The sequence below is a fragment of the Alkalibacter rhizosphaerae genome, assembly GCF_017352215.1.
Lineage (GTDB): Bacteria > Bacillota > Clostridia > Eubacteriales > Alkalibacteraceae > Alkalibacter > Alkalibacter rhizosphaerae.
Window position 1 is genome coordinate 2,415,653 of sequence record NZ_CP071444.1, and the last position, 14,848, is coordinate 2,430,500.

The 14,848-nt window shown below is 44.9% G+C and carries 17 protein-coding genes, 5 tRNA genes and 1 riboswitch; of the genes, 15 read left to right on the plus strand and 7 right to left on the minus strand.

The genetic code is table 11. The annotated features are described in order from the left end of the window. Position 1: 1 nt before the first annotated feature. From dapD to J0B03_RS11995, 4 genes are read right to left on the minus strand one after another with little or no spacing between them, the layout of a single operon-like run. Positions 2-733, minus strand: coding sequence for a 2,3,4,5-tetrahydropyridine-2,6-dicarboxylate N-acetyltransferase (gene dapD / locus J0B03_RS11980; protein ID WP_207299826.1), 732 nt, complete (start codon positions 731-733; stop codon positions 2-4). A 13-nt stretch (positions 734-746) separates the two neighbouring features. Beyond that, complete coding sequence (dapB, locus tag J0B03_RS11985; protein WP_207299827.1) at positions 747-1,499, minus strand: 4-hydroxy-tetrahydrodipicolinate reductase; 753 nt, start codon at positions 1,497-1,499, stop codon at positions 747-749. A 13-nt stretch (positions 1,500-1,512) separates the two neighbouring features. Continuing rightward, on the minus strand, positions 1,513-2,394 hold the full coding sequence (gene dapA / locus J0B03_RS11990) for a 4-hydroxy-tetrahydrodipicolinate synthase (RefSeq protein WP_207299828.1): 882 nt from the start codon (positions 2,392-2,394) through the stop codon (positions 1,513-1,515). A gap of 4 nt (positions 2,395-2,398) precedes the next feature. Then, a complete protein-coding gene (locus tag J0B03_RS11995) occupies positions 2,399-3,403 on the minus strand; it encodes an aspartate-semialdehyde dehydrogenase (protein WP_207299829.1) in 1,005 nt (334 codons plus the stop codon). A 100-nt stretch (positions 3,404-3,503) separates the two neighbouring features. Beyond that, a riboswitch (Lysine riboswitch) is annotated at positions 3,504-3,681 on the minus strand. 149 nt (positions 3,682-3,830) lie between these two features. On the opposite strand from J0B03_RS11995, the gene J0B03_RS12000 reads away from it, so the two are divergent. The 10 genes from J0B03_RS12000 to J0B03_RS12045 all read left to right on the plus strand — a co-directional run bounded on the left by J0B03_RS12000 (position 3,831) and on the right by J0B03_RS12045 (position 8,836). Beyond that, positions 3,831-4,991: a M20 metallopeptidase family protein gene (locus J0B03_RS12000; protein WP_207299830.1), complete on the plus strand. Its 1,161-nt coding sequence runs from the start codon at positions 3,831-3,833 to the stop codon at positions 4,989-4,991. Continuing rightward, positions 4,988-6,304, plus strand: coding sequence for a hypothetical protein (locus J0B03_RS12005; RefSeq protein ID WP_207299831.1), 1,317 nt, complete (start codon positions 4,988-4,990; stop codon positions 6,302-6,304). The genes J0B03_RS12000 and J0B03_RS12005 overlap by 4 nt, the downstream gene beginning before the upstream one ends. A gap of 4 nt (positions 6,305-6,308) precedes the next feature. Further along, a complete protein-coding gene (locus J0B03_RS12010; protein WP_207299832.1) occupies positions 6,309-7,055 on the plus strand; it encodes a class I SAM-dependent DNA methyltransferase in 747 nt (248 codons plus the stop codon). Between the two features lie 104 nt (positions 7,056-7,159). Next, on the plus strand, positions 7,160-7,363 hold the full coding sequence (locus tag J0B03_RS12015; protein WP_207299833.1) for a cold-shock protein: 204 nt from the start codon (positions 7,160-7,162) through the stop codon (positions 7,361-7,363). Positions 7,364-7,474: 111 nt separating this feature from the next. Further along, on the plus strand, positions 7,475-8,347 hold the full coding sequence (hslO, locus tag J0B03_RS12020; protein WP_207299834.1) for an Hsp33 family molecular chaperone HslO: 873 nt from the start codon (positions 7,475-7,477) through the stop codon (positions 8,345-8,347). A 62-nt stretch (positions 8,348-8,409) separates the two neighbouring features. Continuing rightward, positions 8,410-8,485 (plus strand) — tRNA-Val (locus J0B03_RS12025). A gap of 7 nt (positions 8,486-8,492) precedes the next feature. After that, a tRNA-Asp gene (locus J0B03_RS12030) sits at positions 8,493-8,569 on the plus strand. A 24-nt stretch (positions 8,570-8,593) separates the two neighbouring features. Further along, a tRNA-Phe gene (locus J0B03_RS12035) sits at positions 8,594-8,669 on the plus strand. A gap of 15 nt (positions 8,670-8,684) precedes the next feature. Continuing rightward, positions 8,685-8,759: transfer RNA gene (locus J0B03_RS12040), tRNA-Gly, on the plus strand. 3 nt (positions 8,760-8,762) lie between these two features. After that, positions 8,763-8,836: transfer RNA gene (locus J0B03_RS12045), tRNA-Cys, on the plus strand. 105 nt (positions 8,837-8,941) lie between these two features. Here J0B03_RS12045 and J0B03_RS12050 read toward each other — a convergent pair. From J0B03_RS12050 to J0B03_RS12060, 3 genes are read right to left on the minus strand one after another with little or no spacing between them, the layout of a single operon-like run. Continuing rightward, a complete protein-coding gene (locus J0B03_RS12050) occupies positions 8,942-9,913 on the minus strand; it encodes a hypothetical protein (RefSeq protein ID WP_207299835.1) in 972 nt (323 codons plus the stop codon). Continuing rightward, on the minus strand, positions 9,900-10,130 hold the full coding sequence (locus J0B03_RS12055) for a helix-turn-helix domain-containing protein (RefSeq protein WP_207299836.1): 231 nt from the start codon (positions 10,128-10,130) through the stop codon (positions 9,900-9,902). Before J0B03_RS12055 ends, J0B03_RS12050 begins: the two co-directional genes overlap by 14 nt. 10 nt (positions 10,131-10,140) lie before the next feature. Next, positions 10,141-11,109 carry a hypothetical protein gene (locus J0B03_RS12060; RefSeq protein ID WP_207299837.1) on the minus strand — a complete coding sequence of 323 codons (969 nt, stop codon included), beginning with the start codon at positions 11,107-11,109 and terminating at the stop codon, positions 10,141-10,143. 148 nt (positions 11,110-11,257) lie between these two features. Between J0B03_RS12060 and hisF the strand changes: the two genes are divergently transcribed. From hisF to J0B03_RS12085, 5 genes are all read left to right on the plus strand, one after another. Then, positions 11,258-12,019 carry an imidazole glycerol phosphate synthase subunit HisF gene (gene hisF / locus J0B03_RS12065; protein ID WP_207299838.1) on the plus strand — a complete coding sequence of 254 codons (762 nt, stop codon included), beginning with the start codon at positions 11,258-11,260 and terminating at the stop codon, positions 12,017-12,019. A 119-nt stretch (positions 12,020-12,138) separates the two neighbouring features. After that, positions 12,139-12,702 carry a TetR/AcrR family transcriptional regulator gene (locus J0B03_RS12070; protein ID WP_207299839.1) on the plus strand — a complete coding sequence of 188 codons (564 nt, stop codon included), beginning with the start codon at positions 12,139-12,141 and terminating at the stop codon, positions 12,700-12,702. 18 nt (positions 12,703-12,720) lie between these two features. Next, on the plus strand, positions 12,721-13,041 hold the full coding sequence (locus J0B03_RS12075; RefSeq protein ID WP_207299840.1) for a cupin domain-containing protein: 321 nt from the start codon (positions 12,721-12,723) through the stop codon (positions 13,039-13,041). A 10-nt stretch (positions 13,042-13,051) separates the two neighbouring features. Then, positions 13,052-13,450, plus strand: coding sequence for an OsmC family protein (locus J0B03_RS12080; protein WP_207299841.1), 399 nt, complete (start codon positions 13,052-13,054; stop codon positions 13,448-13,450). Positions 13,451-13,616: 166 nt separating this feature from the next. Beyond that, a complete protein-coding gene (locus tag J0B03_RS12085) occupies positions 13,617-14,813 on the plus strand; it encodes an amidohydrolase (RefSeq protein ID WP_207299842.1) in 1,197 nt (398 codons plus the stop codon). The last annotated feature ends 35 nt before the right edge of the window (positions 14,814-14,848 follow it).

Here is a 14,848-nt window from a genome sequence, read left to right on the forward strand (position 1 = left end):
ACTATCCTCTCAAATCATCCAATAATTCTGTTTTGCTTTTGGTCTGATCGTCGATGTCCTTGATAACTTTGGCCGGGGCACCGGCAACGACTGTGTTGGCAGGAACATCTTTGGTAACGATGGCACCAGCGGCAACAACTGCCCCTTTGCCGACTTTGACACCTTCCAGTATAACCGCATTAGCGCCAATGACCACGTCGTCTTCAACGATAACGGGTGTCTTGCTAGGTGGCTCCAACACTCCGGCTACGACGGCTCCTGCACCAAGATGGACGTTTTTCCCCAATTGGCCTCGGGCGCCTACTACTGCATTCATGTCGATCATGGTTCCATCGCCGATATTGGCGCCGATATTGATGACCGCTCCCATCATGAGTACGCAACTTTTACCGATGTGAGCGCCTTCCCGAATGGACACGCCAGGCTCGATCCTTGCATCGATGTTGGTCATATCGATCATTGGGATGGCGGAATTTCTGCGGTCGTTTTCGATCCGCATGGACGTGATCCGATCTTTGATCTTCTCCAAAAAAGGAAGGACCACATTGCTTTCTCCGAAAATGGTGCAGGAAGTTGATGGCCCATAAAACTCCATTCCATCCAACTCATCCTTGGTCAAATCGCTGTTCACATACGCTTTGACCGGTGTTTGCTTGGTTACTGCCTTGATGTATTTGGCAATCTCATAGGGGTTGGTCAGATCAAATTGGTTTTTTAGTTCTTCGTTTGTCATATTCATTCTCCTCTCAAGTTAAACCCAGTAATTTTTTCATGTCATACATGCCTGGGGATCGTTCATGGATGTATCTTGCAGCTGTTACCGCACCTTTTGCAAAGACTTTTTTTGATGTTGCGGAGTGGGTGATCTCGATGATTTCATCATCTCCAGCATAAAGAACGGTATGCTCTCCGGCAATGGTGCCGCCTCGAATGGCGTGGATGCCGATCTCCCGTTCTTTTCGTTTGGCCGATTTTCCTTCCCGTCCGTATACGAATTCGTAGGGAAGATCCGTCGCCTGATTGATGGCATCAGCCAGCATGAGGGCAGTGCCGCTGGGAGCATCCTGCTTTTTGTTGTGATGCCGTTCCAGGATCTCGATGTCAAATCCTTGAAGCATTTTTTCTGCTTGAGCTACCAGGCCCAGCATGACGTTGATGCCGATGGACATGTTGGCTGTACGGAAAACAGGGATCTCTGAAGACATTTTTATCAACTTTTCCTCGTTTTCCAGACTAAGGCCTGTCGTGGCCACTACGATGGGGATCTGATGTTGAAAAGCGAAATCCGTGATGGCGTCAAATGCACTGAAATGGGAAAAATCGATGATCACATCAATATTTTCCGACACATTTTCCAACGTTTGATAAACGGGAAAACGTTGGTGGTTGGCTGACTTGGTGTCGAATCCGGCGACAATGTCCATACCCTCCAAAGAAGAAAGGACCGTTTCGATGGTCTGTCCCATGGCTCCATTGCAGCCGCTAAGCAATATATTCATTGTAATCCTCCAACTACAGCAGTCCGTATGCTGTCATTTCTTTTTTTAGGACCTCCAGATGCTTCTCTTCCAGTGGAGTCAACGGCATCCGAAGTTCTCCCGTATCCATGTTCATCAGTTGCAGGGCAGCTTTGACCGGGATCGGGTTGGCTTCCAGGAAAAGAGCCTTGTTCAAGCCATTCATTTTCAATTGAAGCTCCAGGCTGTCTTTGATTTTTCCTTCATGATAAAGATGGACCATGCGGCTCATGTCTGTTGGAATGATATTGGCGCTGACACTGATCACACCATGACCACCCAATGATAAAATGGGAACCACTTGATTGTCGTTGCCGGAATAGATGGCAAGATCCTTGCCGCAAAGTCGTGCGATCTCAGCTACCTGTACAATGTCGCCGCTGGCCTCTTTGACAGCCTTGACATTTTCGATCTGTGAAAGTTTCACCATGGTCTCCACTTCGATGTTGCAACCAGTGCGACTTGGAACGTTGTAGACGATGATGGGGCAACGAACTGCATCGCTTACTGCCTGAAAGTGTTTGACGATGCCGTTTTGGGTGCCTTTGTTGTAGTAGGGGTTCATCACTAGAATACCGTCTGCACCCTTTTCATCGGCAAAGCGGCTCATGGCCACTGCGTGATACGTGGAGTTGCTGCCTGTTCCTGCGATGACCGGTACTCGATGATCTACCTTTTCGATGGCAAAAGCAATAAGATCCTCCTGCTCTTCATCAGTGGTGCAAGGGGTTTCACCTGTAGTACCGCATATGATGATGGCATCTGTTCCTTGCTGGATATGCCATTCCAACAACTGTTCCAAACGATGAAAATCGATCTCGCCATCCTTGAAGGGAGTGACGATGGCCACACCGGATCCTTTGAACAAACCTTTCATTTGATCACCTGCTTATTAGATTATTTTGAATCAGAAGCTCAGCTATTTGTACTGCATTGGTTGCAGCTCCTTTTCGAATGTTGTCTGCAACGACCCAAATGTTCAACCCTGAGGAGACGCTTTCATCCCGTCGGATCCTTCCGACAAAAACTTCGTTTTTGCCTTCTGCATTTCGAGCAAGGGGATAAATATTGTTGGCAACGTCGTCCTGGACCACAATACCTGGAGCATTTTCCAACAAGGGACGGATATCTTTCAGATCAAAGGAATTTTCAAACTCCAGATTCACACTTTCACTGTGTCCGTAATATACGGGAACACGTACCGTCGTTGCAGTGATGGCCAGGGCGGGTTCGTGTAGGATCTTCCTTGTTTCTTCGATCATTTTCATTTCTTCTTTTGTATATCCGTTATCAAGAAACACATCAATGTGGGGGATGCAATTGTAAGCAATTTGATGGGGATAAAACTGGTTCACCTTGCCTTGTACCCCTTCTTCCAAGTCCTTAAACCCTTTTACACCCGAACCAGAAACTGCCTGATAGGTGGAATAAACGATGCGCTTGATCTTATATGCTTCATGAAGGGGCTTAAGTGCCACTACCGCTTGGATCGTGGAGCAATTGGGATTGGCAATGATGTTTTTATGATTCTTCAAATCTTCCGGGTTGACTTCTGGAACCACCAAGGGCACTTGGGGGTCCATTCGCCATGCAGATGAATTGTCTACGACCACCACGTTGTTTTTTGCAGCGATGGGCGCATATTTCAAACTGGTTCCTCCGCCAGCGGAGAAAATGGCAATGTGGATGTCTCGTTCAAAGGAAGTATCCGTCAATTCCTCTACGACCCAATTTTTGCCGTTGAAAGAAACTTCTTTTCCGGCAGATCTTGAGGAAGCTAAAGGATAGAGATTGTCTACTGGGAAATTTTGTTCTTCCAATACTTCCAAAACTTTTTGCCCAACCAACCCGGTGGCACCGACTACGGCCACGTTGTATTTTTTCATAAAAGAACCTCCTTGTTTTAGAGTAAAAGCTTAATAAAAAAGCTAGTTTATGATAAACTAGCTGACAGTTGACAGATAACAACTATGGATATCCGCAGGACTTTCAGATAGCGCTTCATCACAATTCATGATGACAGTTGCAAGGCTCTTAACCGGGCAACCAGCAAACCGACTTTCAGGAATCGTTTCACTTCGGCAACGTTTCCTTTCTAATCCGATCCTTCGATCCTGAATTCGTTCTGGATAATACTCTTAAACGCTGCGCCTCTATCAAAGCATATTCAGTTGTCTGTATTATATCAGGGATCAGCGGTAAAATAAAACAATTTCGTGTTTTTTCGCTTCTAGATGATATATAATATACAATGATACATTTTACATGAAAATCATGCATTTTGCAATTAAATATTCTTAAACGGGGGATACCATGATAGTAAGATCCGAAATTAAAAAACTAAAAGAGCAGGCCATCCAGATCCGCCGGATGCTGCACGCCATCCCGGAAGAAGGATTCCGAGAAATACAAACTGGTAAAAAAATCCGGGAGATTCTTCATTCTTTGGGGTGGGATACAAAAATAATTGCCGATACCGGTATCAGTTGTTTGATACCAGGTGAGAATACACATAAGACCATAGCTTTTCGTGCCGATATGGACGGTTTGTCCATTTCAGAACAGACAAATGTGGATTTTGCCAGCTCTCATCCAAATATGATGCACGCCTGCGGCCATGACGGACATATGACCATGCTGTTGCTCTTCGCAGCTTATCTGAAGCAAGAAAACATCAAGCCTAAAAACAACATACTTCTGCTTTTCCAACCAGCGGAGGAAGGTCCGGGTGGGGCCAAAACCATTGTTGATGAAGGGATCCTTAAAAGCAATAATGTGGAAAAGATATTCGGCTGCCATATCATGCCCGATCTGGAAGAAGGGGCGATCGCTACGAGGAAAGGTCCCATGATGGCCCAAACCGGGGAAATATATATTGAGATAACCGGGGAAAGCGCCCACGGTGCAGCACCTCATCAGGGTGTGGATGCCATCGTAGCAGCAGCCCAATTGATTCTAGCGTTGCAGACCATTGTCAGCCGAAACGTGGACCCTATCAATACGGCCTTGATCACTATTGGAACAATGACAGGCGGAGAGCGGGTCAATGTCATAGCAGGCAATGTCCGTCTGGGTGGAACCATGCGGGCATATGAAGAAACCACCTATGATCATATGAAAATGCGGGTAATTCAGGTGACCGAAGGAATTGCTCAGGCAACTGGATGCAAGATCCAAGTTCGTTTTATCGACATGTACCCACCAGTTTCCAACCCGAAAGACATGTTTGAGATGTTCACCGGATTATTGGGTTCTGATGAATGGCAGGAAGCCAAACCATTGATGATTGCAGAAGATTTTTCCTTCTATCAGAAAGAAGTGCCGGGGTTGTTCTTTTATCTTGGATCGAAAAATGAAAAAAAAGGGTTTATCCATGGTCTTCATGACAGCCGGTTCAACTTTGATGAGTCTATTCTTCTCCATGGGGTGGAAGTATATGCAAGGATCTTGGACGAGGAGGGTGTTTCTAGGTGAAGCAACGCAAGAAGAGAGCTTTTTGGCTGGTTTCTTTCCTTCTTTTCCTTGGGGCGTTGACTGCAGTTTTTTTTGCCAAGCCATTGCTTACCAGAGCCAATGAGTCGGAACCTGTATTTCTGGGTTTGCATTTGCTGAAGGGAGAAAATTTGGCATTGACCAATGTGGAGATCTCAGTTGTCGTCAATGATCGCAATACTTCTACGGTCAATGCCAGTTATGAAATAACCAATACGGGAAGCGAGAATACTTCCGTATATATGGCCATGCCATTGACTGGTAAAACTATGACCGATTCCACCTATCGATTCACTCCTTATAAATACAATAGTGTATTGGTGTCCGGTGATCAAATCAACAGTATGGTCCAAGGTGTTTCGGTCCAATACGACATGTGGAGGGCCTATTCTTTTGAAGTGCCTATCGGGGCAGGTGAGACAAAAACGGCCAGTATCAGCTACAATATAGAAAACGGATCTACAGAAGACGGGAAAATGTTCTATTCCATCCATTTGGATCATATCAAAAGTTGGCTCTCTCAACCGGAAAACGTGTCTGTTACTGTTTCTTTCAATCCCAAAACGGTAAAAGCCTATAATTTTGACAGTTCTTTTGAACCGGAGCCAACCGAAATATCCGATCAATTCATTTTAACTTGGGTTTTTGTAGAAGAGATACCCGACAACATTCGTTTTCAATACTCGATAGTGGATGAGATCATCAAGGATACGCTGAGGAGTCAAGGAAATGAAGAGCTCATAGCTTTTGTGCATGCAGTTGAAAGCAGAGACCATGGCAAAGTCGTTGAATTGGGAAAAGAATACGTACAAAAGGCAGAAGAACCCAAGATCCAAAGCATGGTTTATTTGCTTATGGCGGACAGTTACCTGTTCTTGAAAAATTACTCTCAGACTTTGGCCATCTATGAATTGCTGGGTGCAACCACTACGGATTATGGCGGTTTGGACAACCCCATTCAAACAAAAGTGCTGCTGAATCGATTGACATGTTTGGCCAATACAAAAGATTATGAAACACTTTACGATCTGATAAACTTTGAACGGGTCAATCCCGATTTGAACTATTTTGTTCGAAATGCATTGGAGGATGCCTACGATCGCATACCGGGTGCGACTTTGGAAGCATTGGAAGAAGATCGAAGACCACCTACGGGATTGGAACTATTTATCAATCGGTTTCTAGGCGGCGAGTTCACGTTTTTTCTGATCGGAATAATTTCAGCAGTGCTGATCATTACCGGTCTGATCATTTATTTCAGGAGGAAAAGAAAAAAGAATAATTTTTTCTATTGAAAATATGTATGATAAATTGGCAGCAGTATACGATCGATTCATGTTGGAGGATGTGGATTACAAGGCATATGCCTCCTGGATCAACGAAATTCTCTCAAAGCGAATCGGGAAGCGAAAAAACCTCCTGGAAGTGGGTTGCGGAACTGGAAACATCACCATGGAAATGCACGATCTGGGGTATGAAGTGACCGGTCTGGATATTTCCGAGGAGATGCTTGTAGAAGCGGACAACAAAGCTTTTGCGGCAGGAGCAGATATTCAATGGATCCAGGGAGACATTTCCCGGCTTTCATTGCCAGCCCGATTTGACGCCGTTATTTCCACCATGGACACCTTCAACTACCTACTGGAAGAAAAAGCGTTGAAAGAAGCGTTGCATAAGGTTTATGAAAGCTTGAGACCGGGTGGCACATTCATCTTTGATGTGAACACTCCCTATCGACTGGAAACGGTATACGGTAATAATTCTTTCCACTACTTGGGAGATGACGTTTGTTACATTTGGGAGTGTCATTACGATCAGGTACTGGACATCTGCAGTTACGACATTGCATTCTTTGTTCAGGACACGGGGGATCGATACCAGCGTTTTGACGAGTATCATGAGCAAAGATCCTATTCACAGGAGCATTTGTCCAAATGGCTTGAAGATGCAGGGTTTATGGATGTGGAGATCCTTGATTTTGCAACAAAGGAAACGCCGAAGAGCATATCGGAAAAAATCCTTCTGGTCGCCCAAAAGAGGGGATGACCGTTGGTAAATATATGCAATTACATTTTGACAAACATAAGATTTGGTGTTAAAATGTGACACATAAAGCAAATCTATTTTTTTAAATTAGGAGGAATTTTTGAATGACTAACGGTACTGTAAAATGGTTCAATGCTGAAAAGGGTTATGGTTTCTTGTCTACGGAGGAAGGCAGCGATGTATTTGTACACTTTTCCGCGATCCAAATGGATGGTTACAAATCCTTGAAAGAAGGACAAGAAGTAAGTTTTGAAATCGTTGAAGGCGAAAAAGGCCCTCAAGCAGCTGATGTTAGCGTTTTAGAATAAAGTAAGACCATATTTTAAATATAGATTTACTTCTGAAAAACAACATTAAGCGAACCGATCCCTGTTGAGCATGACAGGGATTTTATTTTCGCAGAAATTGGAGGGATATGGATGGACAAGATCGTTCAATATAGAGTCAAAGGGATCGAGGCGCAAGTAATAGCTGTGAACAGTTTGGAGGCTGTCAAAGAGATGCAAAAGATCCACCAGGCATCGTATACGGCCACAGCGGCTGCTGGCAGAGTGTTGAGTGCACTAGCCATGATGACCATGGCATTGAAGAATCCGGCAGACAAAATCAGCATTCAAATCACGGTGGATGGACCTATTAAAGGGATCGTCGCCACTGCCCGGGAAAACGGGGATGTAAAGATGGATATTTATCAACCACTGATCTACCTGCCATTAAAAGACAACGGGAAACTGGATGTGTCGGGAGCCGTGGGGAAAGGAACGTTGACCGTGGTAAAGGACATGGGCATGAAGACTCCCTACACGGGTACGGTACCCTTGGTCAGCGGTGAGATCGCAGAGGATTTCACCTATTATTTTGCCGCTTCCGAACAAACGCCTTCCGTTGTGGCTCTGGGGGTTCTCATTGACTCCCAGGACGTGGTTTTGGCATCCGGAGGCTTCATGATCCAACTGCTGCCAGGTGCGTCGGAAGAGACCATTTCTTATCTTGAAAAGCGGGTCGGTGAATTGGACAGCGTCACAACCATGTTGGGAAAAGGATTTGATACGGATGAAATGATCACTTCCATTTTTGAAGGTAAAGAAATGGAAACAATATCTGAAAAACCTCTACAGTACAAATGTGATTGCAGCAGAGAACGTATTCGATCAGGATTGTCCTTGCTGAAAAAAGATGATCTGCAGGCTATGATCTCTGAAGACGACGGTGCGGAAGTCCTCTGCCATTTTTGCAATTCCAAGTATCATTTTGACCGGGACGAGCTGGGAAAAATTTTGGATGCAAAATAATGAAAATGGTTGACTTCATGTATTTGATACCCTATAATAATACTTGTCTCTAACGAGACGATGGTCGCATAGCTCAGCTGGGAGAGCACCTGCCTTACAAGCAGGGGGTCATAGGTTCGAGCCCTATTGCGACCACCATTTATGCGGCCTGGTAGTTCAGTTGGTTAGAATGCCAGCCTGTCACGCTGGAGGTCGAGGGTTCGAGTCCCTTCCAGGTCGCCATTTTTTTATGTTTGGATCACATCAGCCCAAGTAGCTCAGTCGGTAGAGCAGAGGACTGAAAATCCTCGTGTCGGTGGTTCGATTCCGCCCTTGGGCACCACTCAATATCAATCATGCGAAAGTGGCTCAGTGGTAGAGCATCGCCTTGCCAAGGCGAGGGTCGCGGGTTCAAATCCCGTCTTTCGCTCCATATGGCGGCATAGCCAAGTGGTAAGGCACGGGACTGCAACTCCCTTACCCCCAGTTCAAGTCTGGGTGCCGCCTCCATTTAAAACTAAAGATCAATATAAAAAAACCCTTGGGTCAGCCAAGGGTTTTCAATTTTTTGAGACATTAAGGTTGCTTGTTCCATATCATCCTTCTGCAATTCATTTACTTGTTCCACTCGATTTTCGTACCACGACTGATGCAAATGCCGTCCTCCCTGCAATAGCGGGTTTCCAGGTATTCTTCGCCATGGTCGTAGATCGTGCGGGTTGTTGAAGGATCACCTTCCAGATCCTTGTAATGGGATTCGACTAGAATATAATCTGTATTTTCTTCCACAGTCAATGTTTCCGGGATCTCGCTGGGAAGGTATTCCTTGCGGGAAAGTACGTTGTGATCGGCATCCATCTGCAAGAGGAGAATGGTCTCCGGTGCATAAACCACAGCAATGGTGACGGATATCTTAGTATTGAATTCCTTTTCCTGATCATCCTCCACCATGGTGATGGTTTCTTCCATGGTCTGGTTCGTGCTGACGCCTTCCATGTTGTTCTCGAAAGATATTCCGGTTCCTGATGTTAGATACACGTTGCCGTCGGCATCCTGATGGACAGGGTTCAAGTAGAATACCGGCGAGCCTTCTGCCTGCAGGGAATAGTAGATGGTGCCGGTCAATTCCAGGCTTTCCATCGCATCCCCGGAATGAACGGCTATGTGAACATCACTAAGGCCTTCACCGGCGCCACTGGACAGATAGCTTTGATCTGTTTCCGAGCTGATTTGCGCAGCAAAGAAGGCGATCCCGTCCACGTCATCGAAAATGTATTCGGAAGATTCCACTTTTTGGCCCGTATCGGGGTCAGTGTGTTCTTTCGTATGAAGACGGGCGTAGATCCGCTGCCCAGGCGCACCTTCGTCTTGAATAAGGACATCTCCATCCAACATGTCATCTCCATGATCGTTTATAAATACCTCTCCGTCAAAAAGGTCGAGATATTCTGTTGTGATAAAAACACCCATGAGGCGGTCTTTTTCTTCAACGGTGCCTTCTTTTTCTTTTGCAAGTTGGCAACCGGTCAGAAGCAGTACTAGAAAAATTATCAGAAACAGGTTCGTCGTTCTCTTAAGATTCATCATTGTTATCCTCCAATTCACCATCAAATTTCAAAAGATCCCCTACATCGCACTTCAGATAGAAGCAAATGCGGTTGATCGTATGAAAACGAACGCCTTTCGCCTTTCCACTCCGTAAAATGGAAAGATTTGCTTCCGTGATCCCCACCAGGGAACAAAGTTCTTTCGACGTCATGTTTCTTTCCCTCAAGATCTCATCGAGATACACTTTGATCGCCATTGTTACCCCCTTAAATGAACATGTCGTTGTCTTCTTGCAGCTGTTTGTTTTCTTTTATATATTGGGAAAGAATGACAGCGGCAAGGACAAAGGCAATGGAAAACAAAGGAATCGGCACGACGCTGTTGATGCTGCGGATGGATTTGGCAAATATCAGCTGCACCAAATTAAAAGCACCATTCAACGCTGTGATCAAAATCAGGGACCCGGCAGCTATTTTGGAAAGTTTTTCGGCGGCTGCCACCACTTGATCCGAATGACGATTTTCTTTCATTTGTCCCAAAAGCTCCTGGGCGGCAAATACTACAAGAACGTTTAAGAGATAGGGCAATGCATGAAGCAAATATTGGAAAAACAGGAACACATAACTAAGAAAGAGTTGTCGGTCTGGATCGGTATTTCCGCTTTTCAAGGATGCAAGGTTGGTGATGTATCCGCCGAACAAAGAACCGAATGCCACAAAAATCAAAGCAATGTTCAATGCGTAAAGAAGAATGGTCAAATGCCGGTGCAGATCTCCCTTTTTCGCCGTAAAAAACGATCGCAGCAAGCGAATGACCACATAAGCGCAGAGGATGGAGTAGAAAGTTCCACCTGCCAAGGTTTTGCCTATGGCATCCGGAATGCTGCCGCCCAAATGAAGGTGCAGTTCCCCAGGGTTGATGAACCAATACAAGATGAAGAAGAGGAGTCCGCTCAGTACGAACAAGAGCAGATCTTCTACAAGAAGTTTTCGTTTTCGTACCATGATCAATAGGCCAAGAAGCGGGATCAAGCTTGTGACGGCATAAAGTAACAATGCAATGATGTTGCCAGTGTTGCCGGACAAGGACAAATAACGCAAAAAGAGTCCGATCGGTTCAAAAGGAACTGCCATGGAAGAAGTGAAGATCTTTGCCATGGACAGGGGTGCCCCATAGAGCAGGAGACAAAAGACAGCTTCCAAAAAGAGTAGTCCTGCAAACTTTTTCTGATTCATAGTATCCCTCCAGAATTATTGAAAAACAATAATTTACACTGCTACAATACCATGATAATTATTGTTTGTCAATAATTGTCTGAAAAATAGTGGAATGAAAAGAGAATCCTCATTTACAATGTAGTAAAGAACTGGAAGGGGAATGAAAATGAAAAAAGTGCGAATCATGCCGTGTTTGGATATGAAGGATGGAAGAGTCGTCAAGGGAGTTCATTTTGTCGACTTGCAGGATGCTGGTGATCCGGTGGAGATCGCAAAAGCCTACAACGACAATGGGGCAGATGAACTGGCTTTCCTCGATATTGCTGCTACCATCGAAAACCGCAAAACGACGTTGGAAGTAGTACGAAAGATCTCGGAAGTCATTTCCATCCCATTTACGGTGGGAGGAGGTATTGGTTCTGTAGAGGATGCCAAAATGGTACTTAGTGCCGGAGCAGATCGTGTCTCTCTCAGCAGTGCGGCATTTCGACGACCGGACCTGATCAACAAGTTGTCGGAAACATTTGGTTCTGACAAAGTGGTCGTGGCCATTGATGTAGATATCAACGATACCATGCCTTCCGGCTATGAAGTATTTGTAGACGGTGGCAATACGGCGACCGGAAAAGATGCAGTGGAATGGGCCATAGAAGCGGAAAGGCGTGGCGCAGGGTATCTCCTGCCAACAAGTAAAGCCAGAGACGGTGCCAAAAACGGATACGATATCCCACTGCTCATGGGGATCAAAGAACGCACTACCCTACCAGTCATTGCATCGGGCGGAGCGGGTAAAATGGAACATTTTTTGGAAGCCGTAGAGGAAGGCAAGGCAGATATTTTGCTGGCCGCTTCCGTATTCCACTTTGGAGAGATCAAAATCGATGAATTGAAAAGATACTTAAATGATCATGGAGTGGAAACTCCTTAAAAAAGATGAAATTCAACGAAAAAGGGAAGAAAGACGCGAAACTTTGATTCTACAGTTGTTTCTTTCCTTGTTTCATGGTATGAAATGAGTGAGCGCTCGTTCAATAAAGGAGACTGGATATGAAAAAAGAACAGATCCTCAAAACGTCCATAGAGATCCTTGCAGAAAGAGGATACGCAAATACAACGACGAGAATGATCTCCGAAAAGGCCGGTATAGCCGTGGGGAGCATATATACACACTTTAAAAGCAAGGAAGCTATTTTGGATGAGATTTTTTTAAGTGAATACGAAAAACGCGCTACTTATCTAAAATCCTTAAAGAAAATCCAAGGCAGGCAAATCGACAAGTTTGACCGATTTTTGGACTTTCATTTCATGGAGTTGGACATCAACAGGGATTTGATGATGGTCCTTGCCAGGGAAAGCGGGAATCCGGAGCTTCAAGATTTGGATGGAGTACAAAAGTTTGTGCACCAATTACCGGATTTTTTCAAAACAATATTGGACGAAGCCATAGAAATCGGCGAAATTCGACCCTTGAATACGACATTGACGGGAAAGATCATTTTCAGCACCATTCGGGGTACTGTTTTTGACAGTGTCATTCGAACCAAGGATCTGGATCTTGATGATATAAAAAAAGAGCTGCAGGCATTTATAAAAAATGCCATACAAATTTAAATAAAGGAGAAGATGGATATGAAAATAGTTAGAATGAATGAGATCGAAGGAAAAATCAATATGAGAGGTGTTCTCGCCAAGGAATTGATCGATCATGAAACCACAAGAGTGATGAATTTGATCATGAAACCAGGCGAAGCCGTACCGGCCCATGAGGTACCGGTAGATGTGTTTTTCTACGTGGTTTCCGGGAAAGGGACCATTCAAATCGGTGAAGAAAAAGCAGTGGTGGAAGCAACAGACATCGTTCTTTGTCCTCCAAATACCATCATGGCTTTGTGGGCGGATCAAGACGAGGACTTTGTTGTTCTCAATGTGAAAACACCAAATATGAAATAGGAGTGTCGAAATGAATATACAAATCAAATGGACTGGAAAACAGAATTTCGAAGGAATAGCGGCAGACGGCCAAACCGTTTCCATCAGCCCGAACAAAGACCAGGAAGGCACCATCACCCCTCCGGATCTCTTGTTGATGAGCCTGGGGAGTTGTACCGGATTGTTTTTGTTGCCGGCGGCAAAAGCCATGAACGTAAGCATGGAAGATTTTGAAATTACCGTGAAAGGGGTAAAAGCGGAAACGCCACCCAAATTGTTCGATAAGATCAAAATCCACGTTGCTTTCAAGGGGAACATGTCAGAAGATCAGGCAGAAGAGATTCTGAAAAGATCCCATGAAAAGTGCTTTGTGCTCACCAGTTTAAATCCGAATATAGAGATCGAAAGTACGATCGAAGTCAAGCAATAACATCTGTAAAGAAGATGGGGTATCCTCCGTCTTCTTTTTTTTACCAAAAAAATTCAGATCAAGTAGTTGCGGGTGTTATTCAATGATATAGTTAAAGCATCGAAGAGACCCGGCTGCAGTTGAAATGGTCTGGGCCGGATCTGTGAAAAAAGGAGGCTGGGCAGATATGCCGACATATGTTGAACTGGCGCAAGAAGAGGAAAAAGAGATCATTCGAATCCGCCGAATGCTGCACCAGGAGCCGGAATTAAGCGGACAGGAATTCAAAACACAACAAAAAATCATGGAAGAATTAGACAAGCTGCAAATTCCTTATCGAAAAGCAGGGAACACGTCGTTGATCGCTACAATAAGGGGAAGGAATCCTGGCAAAATCGTAGCTTTGAGAGCGGACATGGATGCGCTGCCGATCCAGGAAGAGGCCGATGTGCCATTTCCATCAAAAATACCTGGAGTTATGCATGCTTGCGGTCATGATGCCCATGTAGCCATGCTCTTGGGAGCGGCAAAGATCCTCTTCGACATCAGAGATTCATGGGATGGAGAGATCCGCCTGTTTTTTCAGGAAGGGGAGGAAACATTCACTGGTGCGAAGAAAATAATAGAAGCCGGGGGAATGGACGGCGTCGATGCCTGTTTTGGACTTCACGGATCTCCTGGATGCAAAACCGGGTATGTCAATATCGAAGCGGGATATCGCATGGCAGGTTGTGACACGATCTACATAACATTTCAAGGCGTGTCCGGTCATGGTTCGGCCCCGTATCTTGCAAAAGATACCATCCATCCGGCCTGCCTTTTCGTCACGGACCTTCAAGGGATCGTCACAAAAAATGTAGATCCCCAAAAACCGGTGGTTTTGTCCGTTGGAAAGTTTGTCGGAGGCACCAAAGCAAACATCGTATCCAAATACACAAAACTGGATATCTCCATGCGATATTTTGACAAGCAGGTACGAAAGACCGTACATGAAGCTTTGCAGCGCCATGTAAAAGCCATTGCCGATGCATACGAGATCCAGGCGGAGGTGATCATCGAAAAGAGTACACCGAGCCTTTTCAATGATGAGGCATTGTGCAAGTTGGCGGAAACCGCGGCAAACAAGATCTTTGGAGAAGGGAAAAATTTAAAGCAAAATCGCCAAATGGCATCGGAAGACATGGCTTATTATTTTGAAAAAGCGAGAGGTGTATTTTGCAACATTGGATATATCAATGAGGAAAAGGGCTGCATTTATCCTCCCCATCATGAAAAGTTCAAGATCGATGAAGACTATATGAAACTTGGTGCGGCTTTCCATGTACAATTTGCCGTGGATTTTTTGAACCAGAAAGAACAAGAGCAAAGTTTGGTAAATGAATAACAAATATTGACAATGACCCCCACAGGGATTAACGT

Excerpts from the sequence above, each read along its gene's own strand:
- J0B03_RS12055 (WP_207299836.1), bottom strand. The coding sequence starts at position 10,130 with ATGGCGATCAAAGTGTATCTCGATGAGATCTTGAGGGAAAGAAACATG.
- dapD (WP_207299826.1), bottom strand. The coding sequence starts at position 733 with ATGACAAACGAAGAACTAAAAAACCAATTTGATCTGACCAACCCCTAT.
- J0B03_RS11995 (WP_207299829.1), bottom strand. The coding sequence starts at position 3,403 with ATGAAAAAATACAACGTGGCCGTAGTCGGTGCCACCGGGTTGGTTGGG.
- J0B03_RS12080 (WP_207299841.1), top strand. The coding sequence starts at position 13,052 with ATGAATATACAAATCAAATGGACTGGAAAACAGAATTTCGAAGGAATA.
- J0B03_RS12085 (WP_207299842.1), top strand. The coding sequence starts at position 13,617 with ATGCCGACATATGTTGAACTGGCGCAAGAAGAGGAAAAAGAGATCATT.
- J0B03_RS12010 (WP_207299832.1), top strand. The coding sequence starts at position 6,309 with ATGTATGATAAATTGGCAGCAGTATACGATCGATTCATGTTGGAGGAT.
- hisF (WP_207299838.1), top strand. The coding sequence starts at position 11,258 with ATGAAAAAAGTGCGAATCATGCCGTGTTTGGATATGAAGGATGGAAGA.
- J0B03_RS12000 (WP_207299830.1), top strand. The coding sequence starts at position 3,831 with ATGATAGTAAGATCCGAAATTAAAAAACTAAAAGAGCAGGCCATCCAG.
- J0B03_RS12060 (WP_207299837.1), bottom strand. The coding sequence starts at position 11,109 with ATGAATCAGAAAAAGTTTGCAGGACTACTCTTTTTGGAAGCTGTCTTT.
- J0B03_RS12015 (WP_207299833.1), top strand. The coding sequence starts at position 7,160 with ATGACTAACGGTACTGTAAAATGGTTCAATGCTGAAAAGGGTTATGGT.
- J0B03_RS12070 (WP_207299839.1), top strand. The coding sequence starts at position 12,139 with ATGAAAAAAGAACAGATCCTCAAAACGTCCATAGAGATCCTTGCAGAA.
- dapB (WP_207299827.1), bottom strand. The coding sequence starts at position 1,499 with ATGAATATATTGCTTAGCGGCTGCAATGGAGCCATGGGACAGACCATC.
- J0B03_RS12050 (WP_207299835.1), bottom strand. The coding sequence starts at position 9,913 with ATGATGAATCTTAAGAGAACGACGAACCTGTTTCTGATAATTTTTCTA.
- dapA (WP_207299828.1), bottom strand. The coding sequence starts at position 2,394 with ATGAAAGGTTTGTTCAAAGGATCCGGTGTGGCCATCGTCACTCCCTTC.
- J0B03_RS12075 (WP_207299840.1), top strand. The coding sequence starts at position 12,721 with ATGAAAATAGTTAGAATGAATGAGATCGAAGGAAAAATCAATATGAGA.
- hslO (WP_207299834.1), top strand. The coding sequence starts at position 7,475 with ATGGACAAGATCGTTCAATATAGAGTCAAAGGGATCGAGGCGCAAGTA.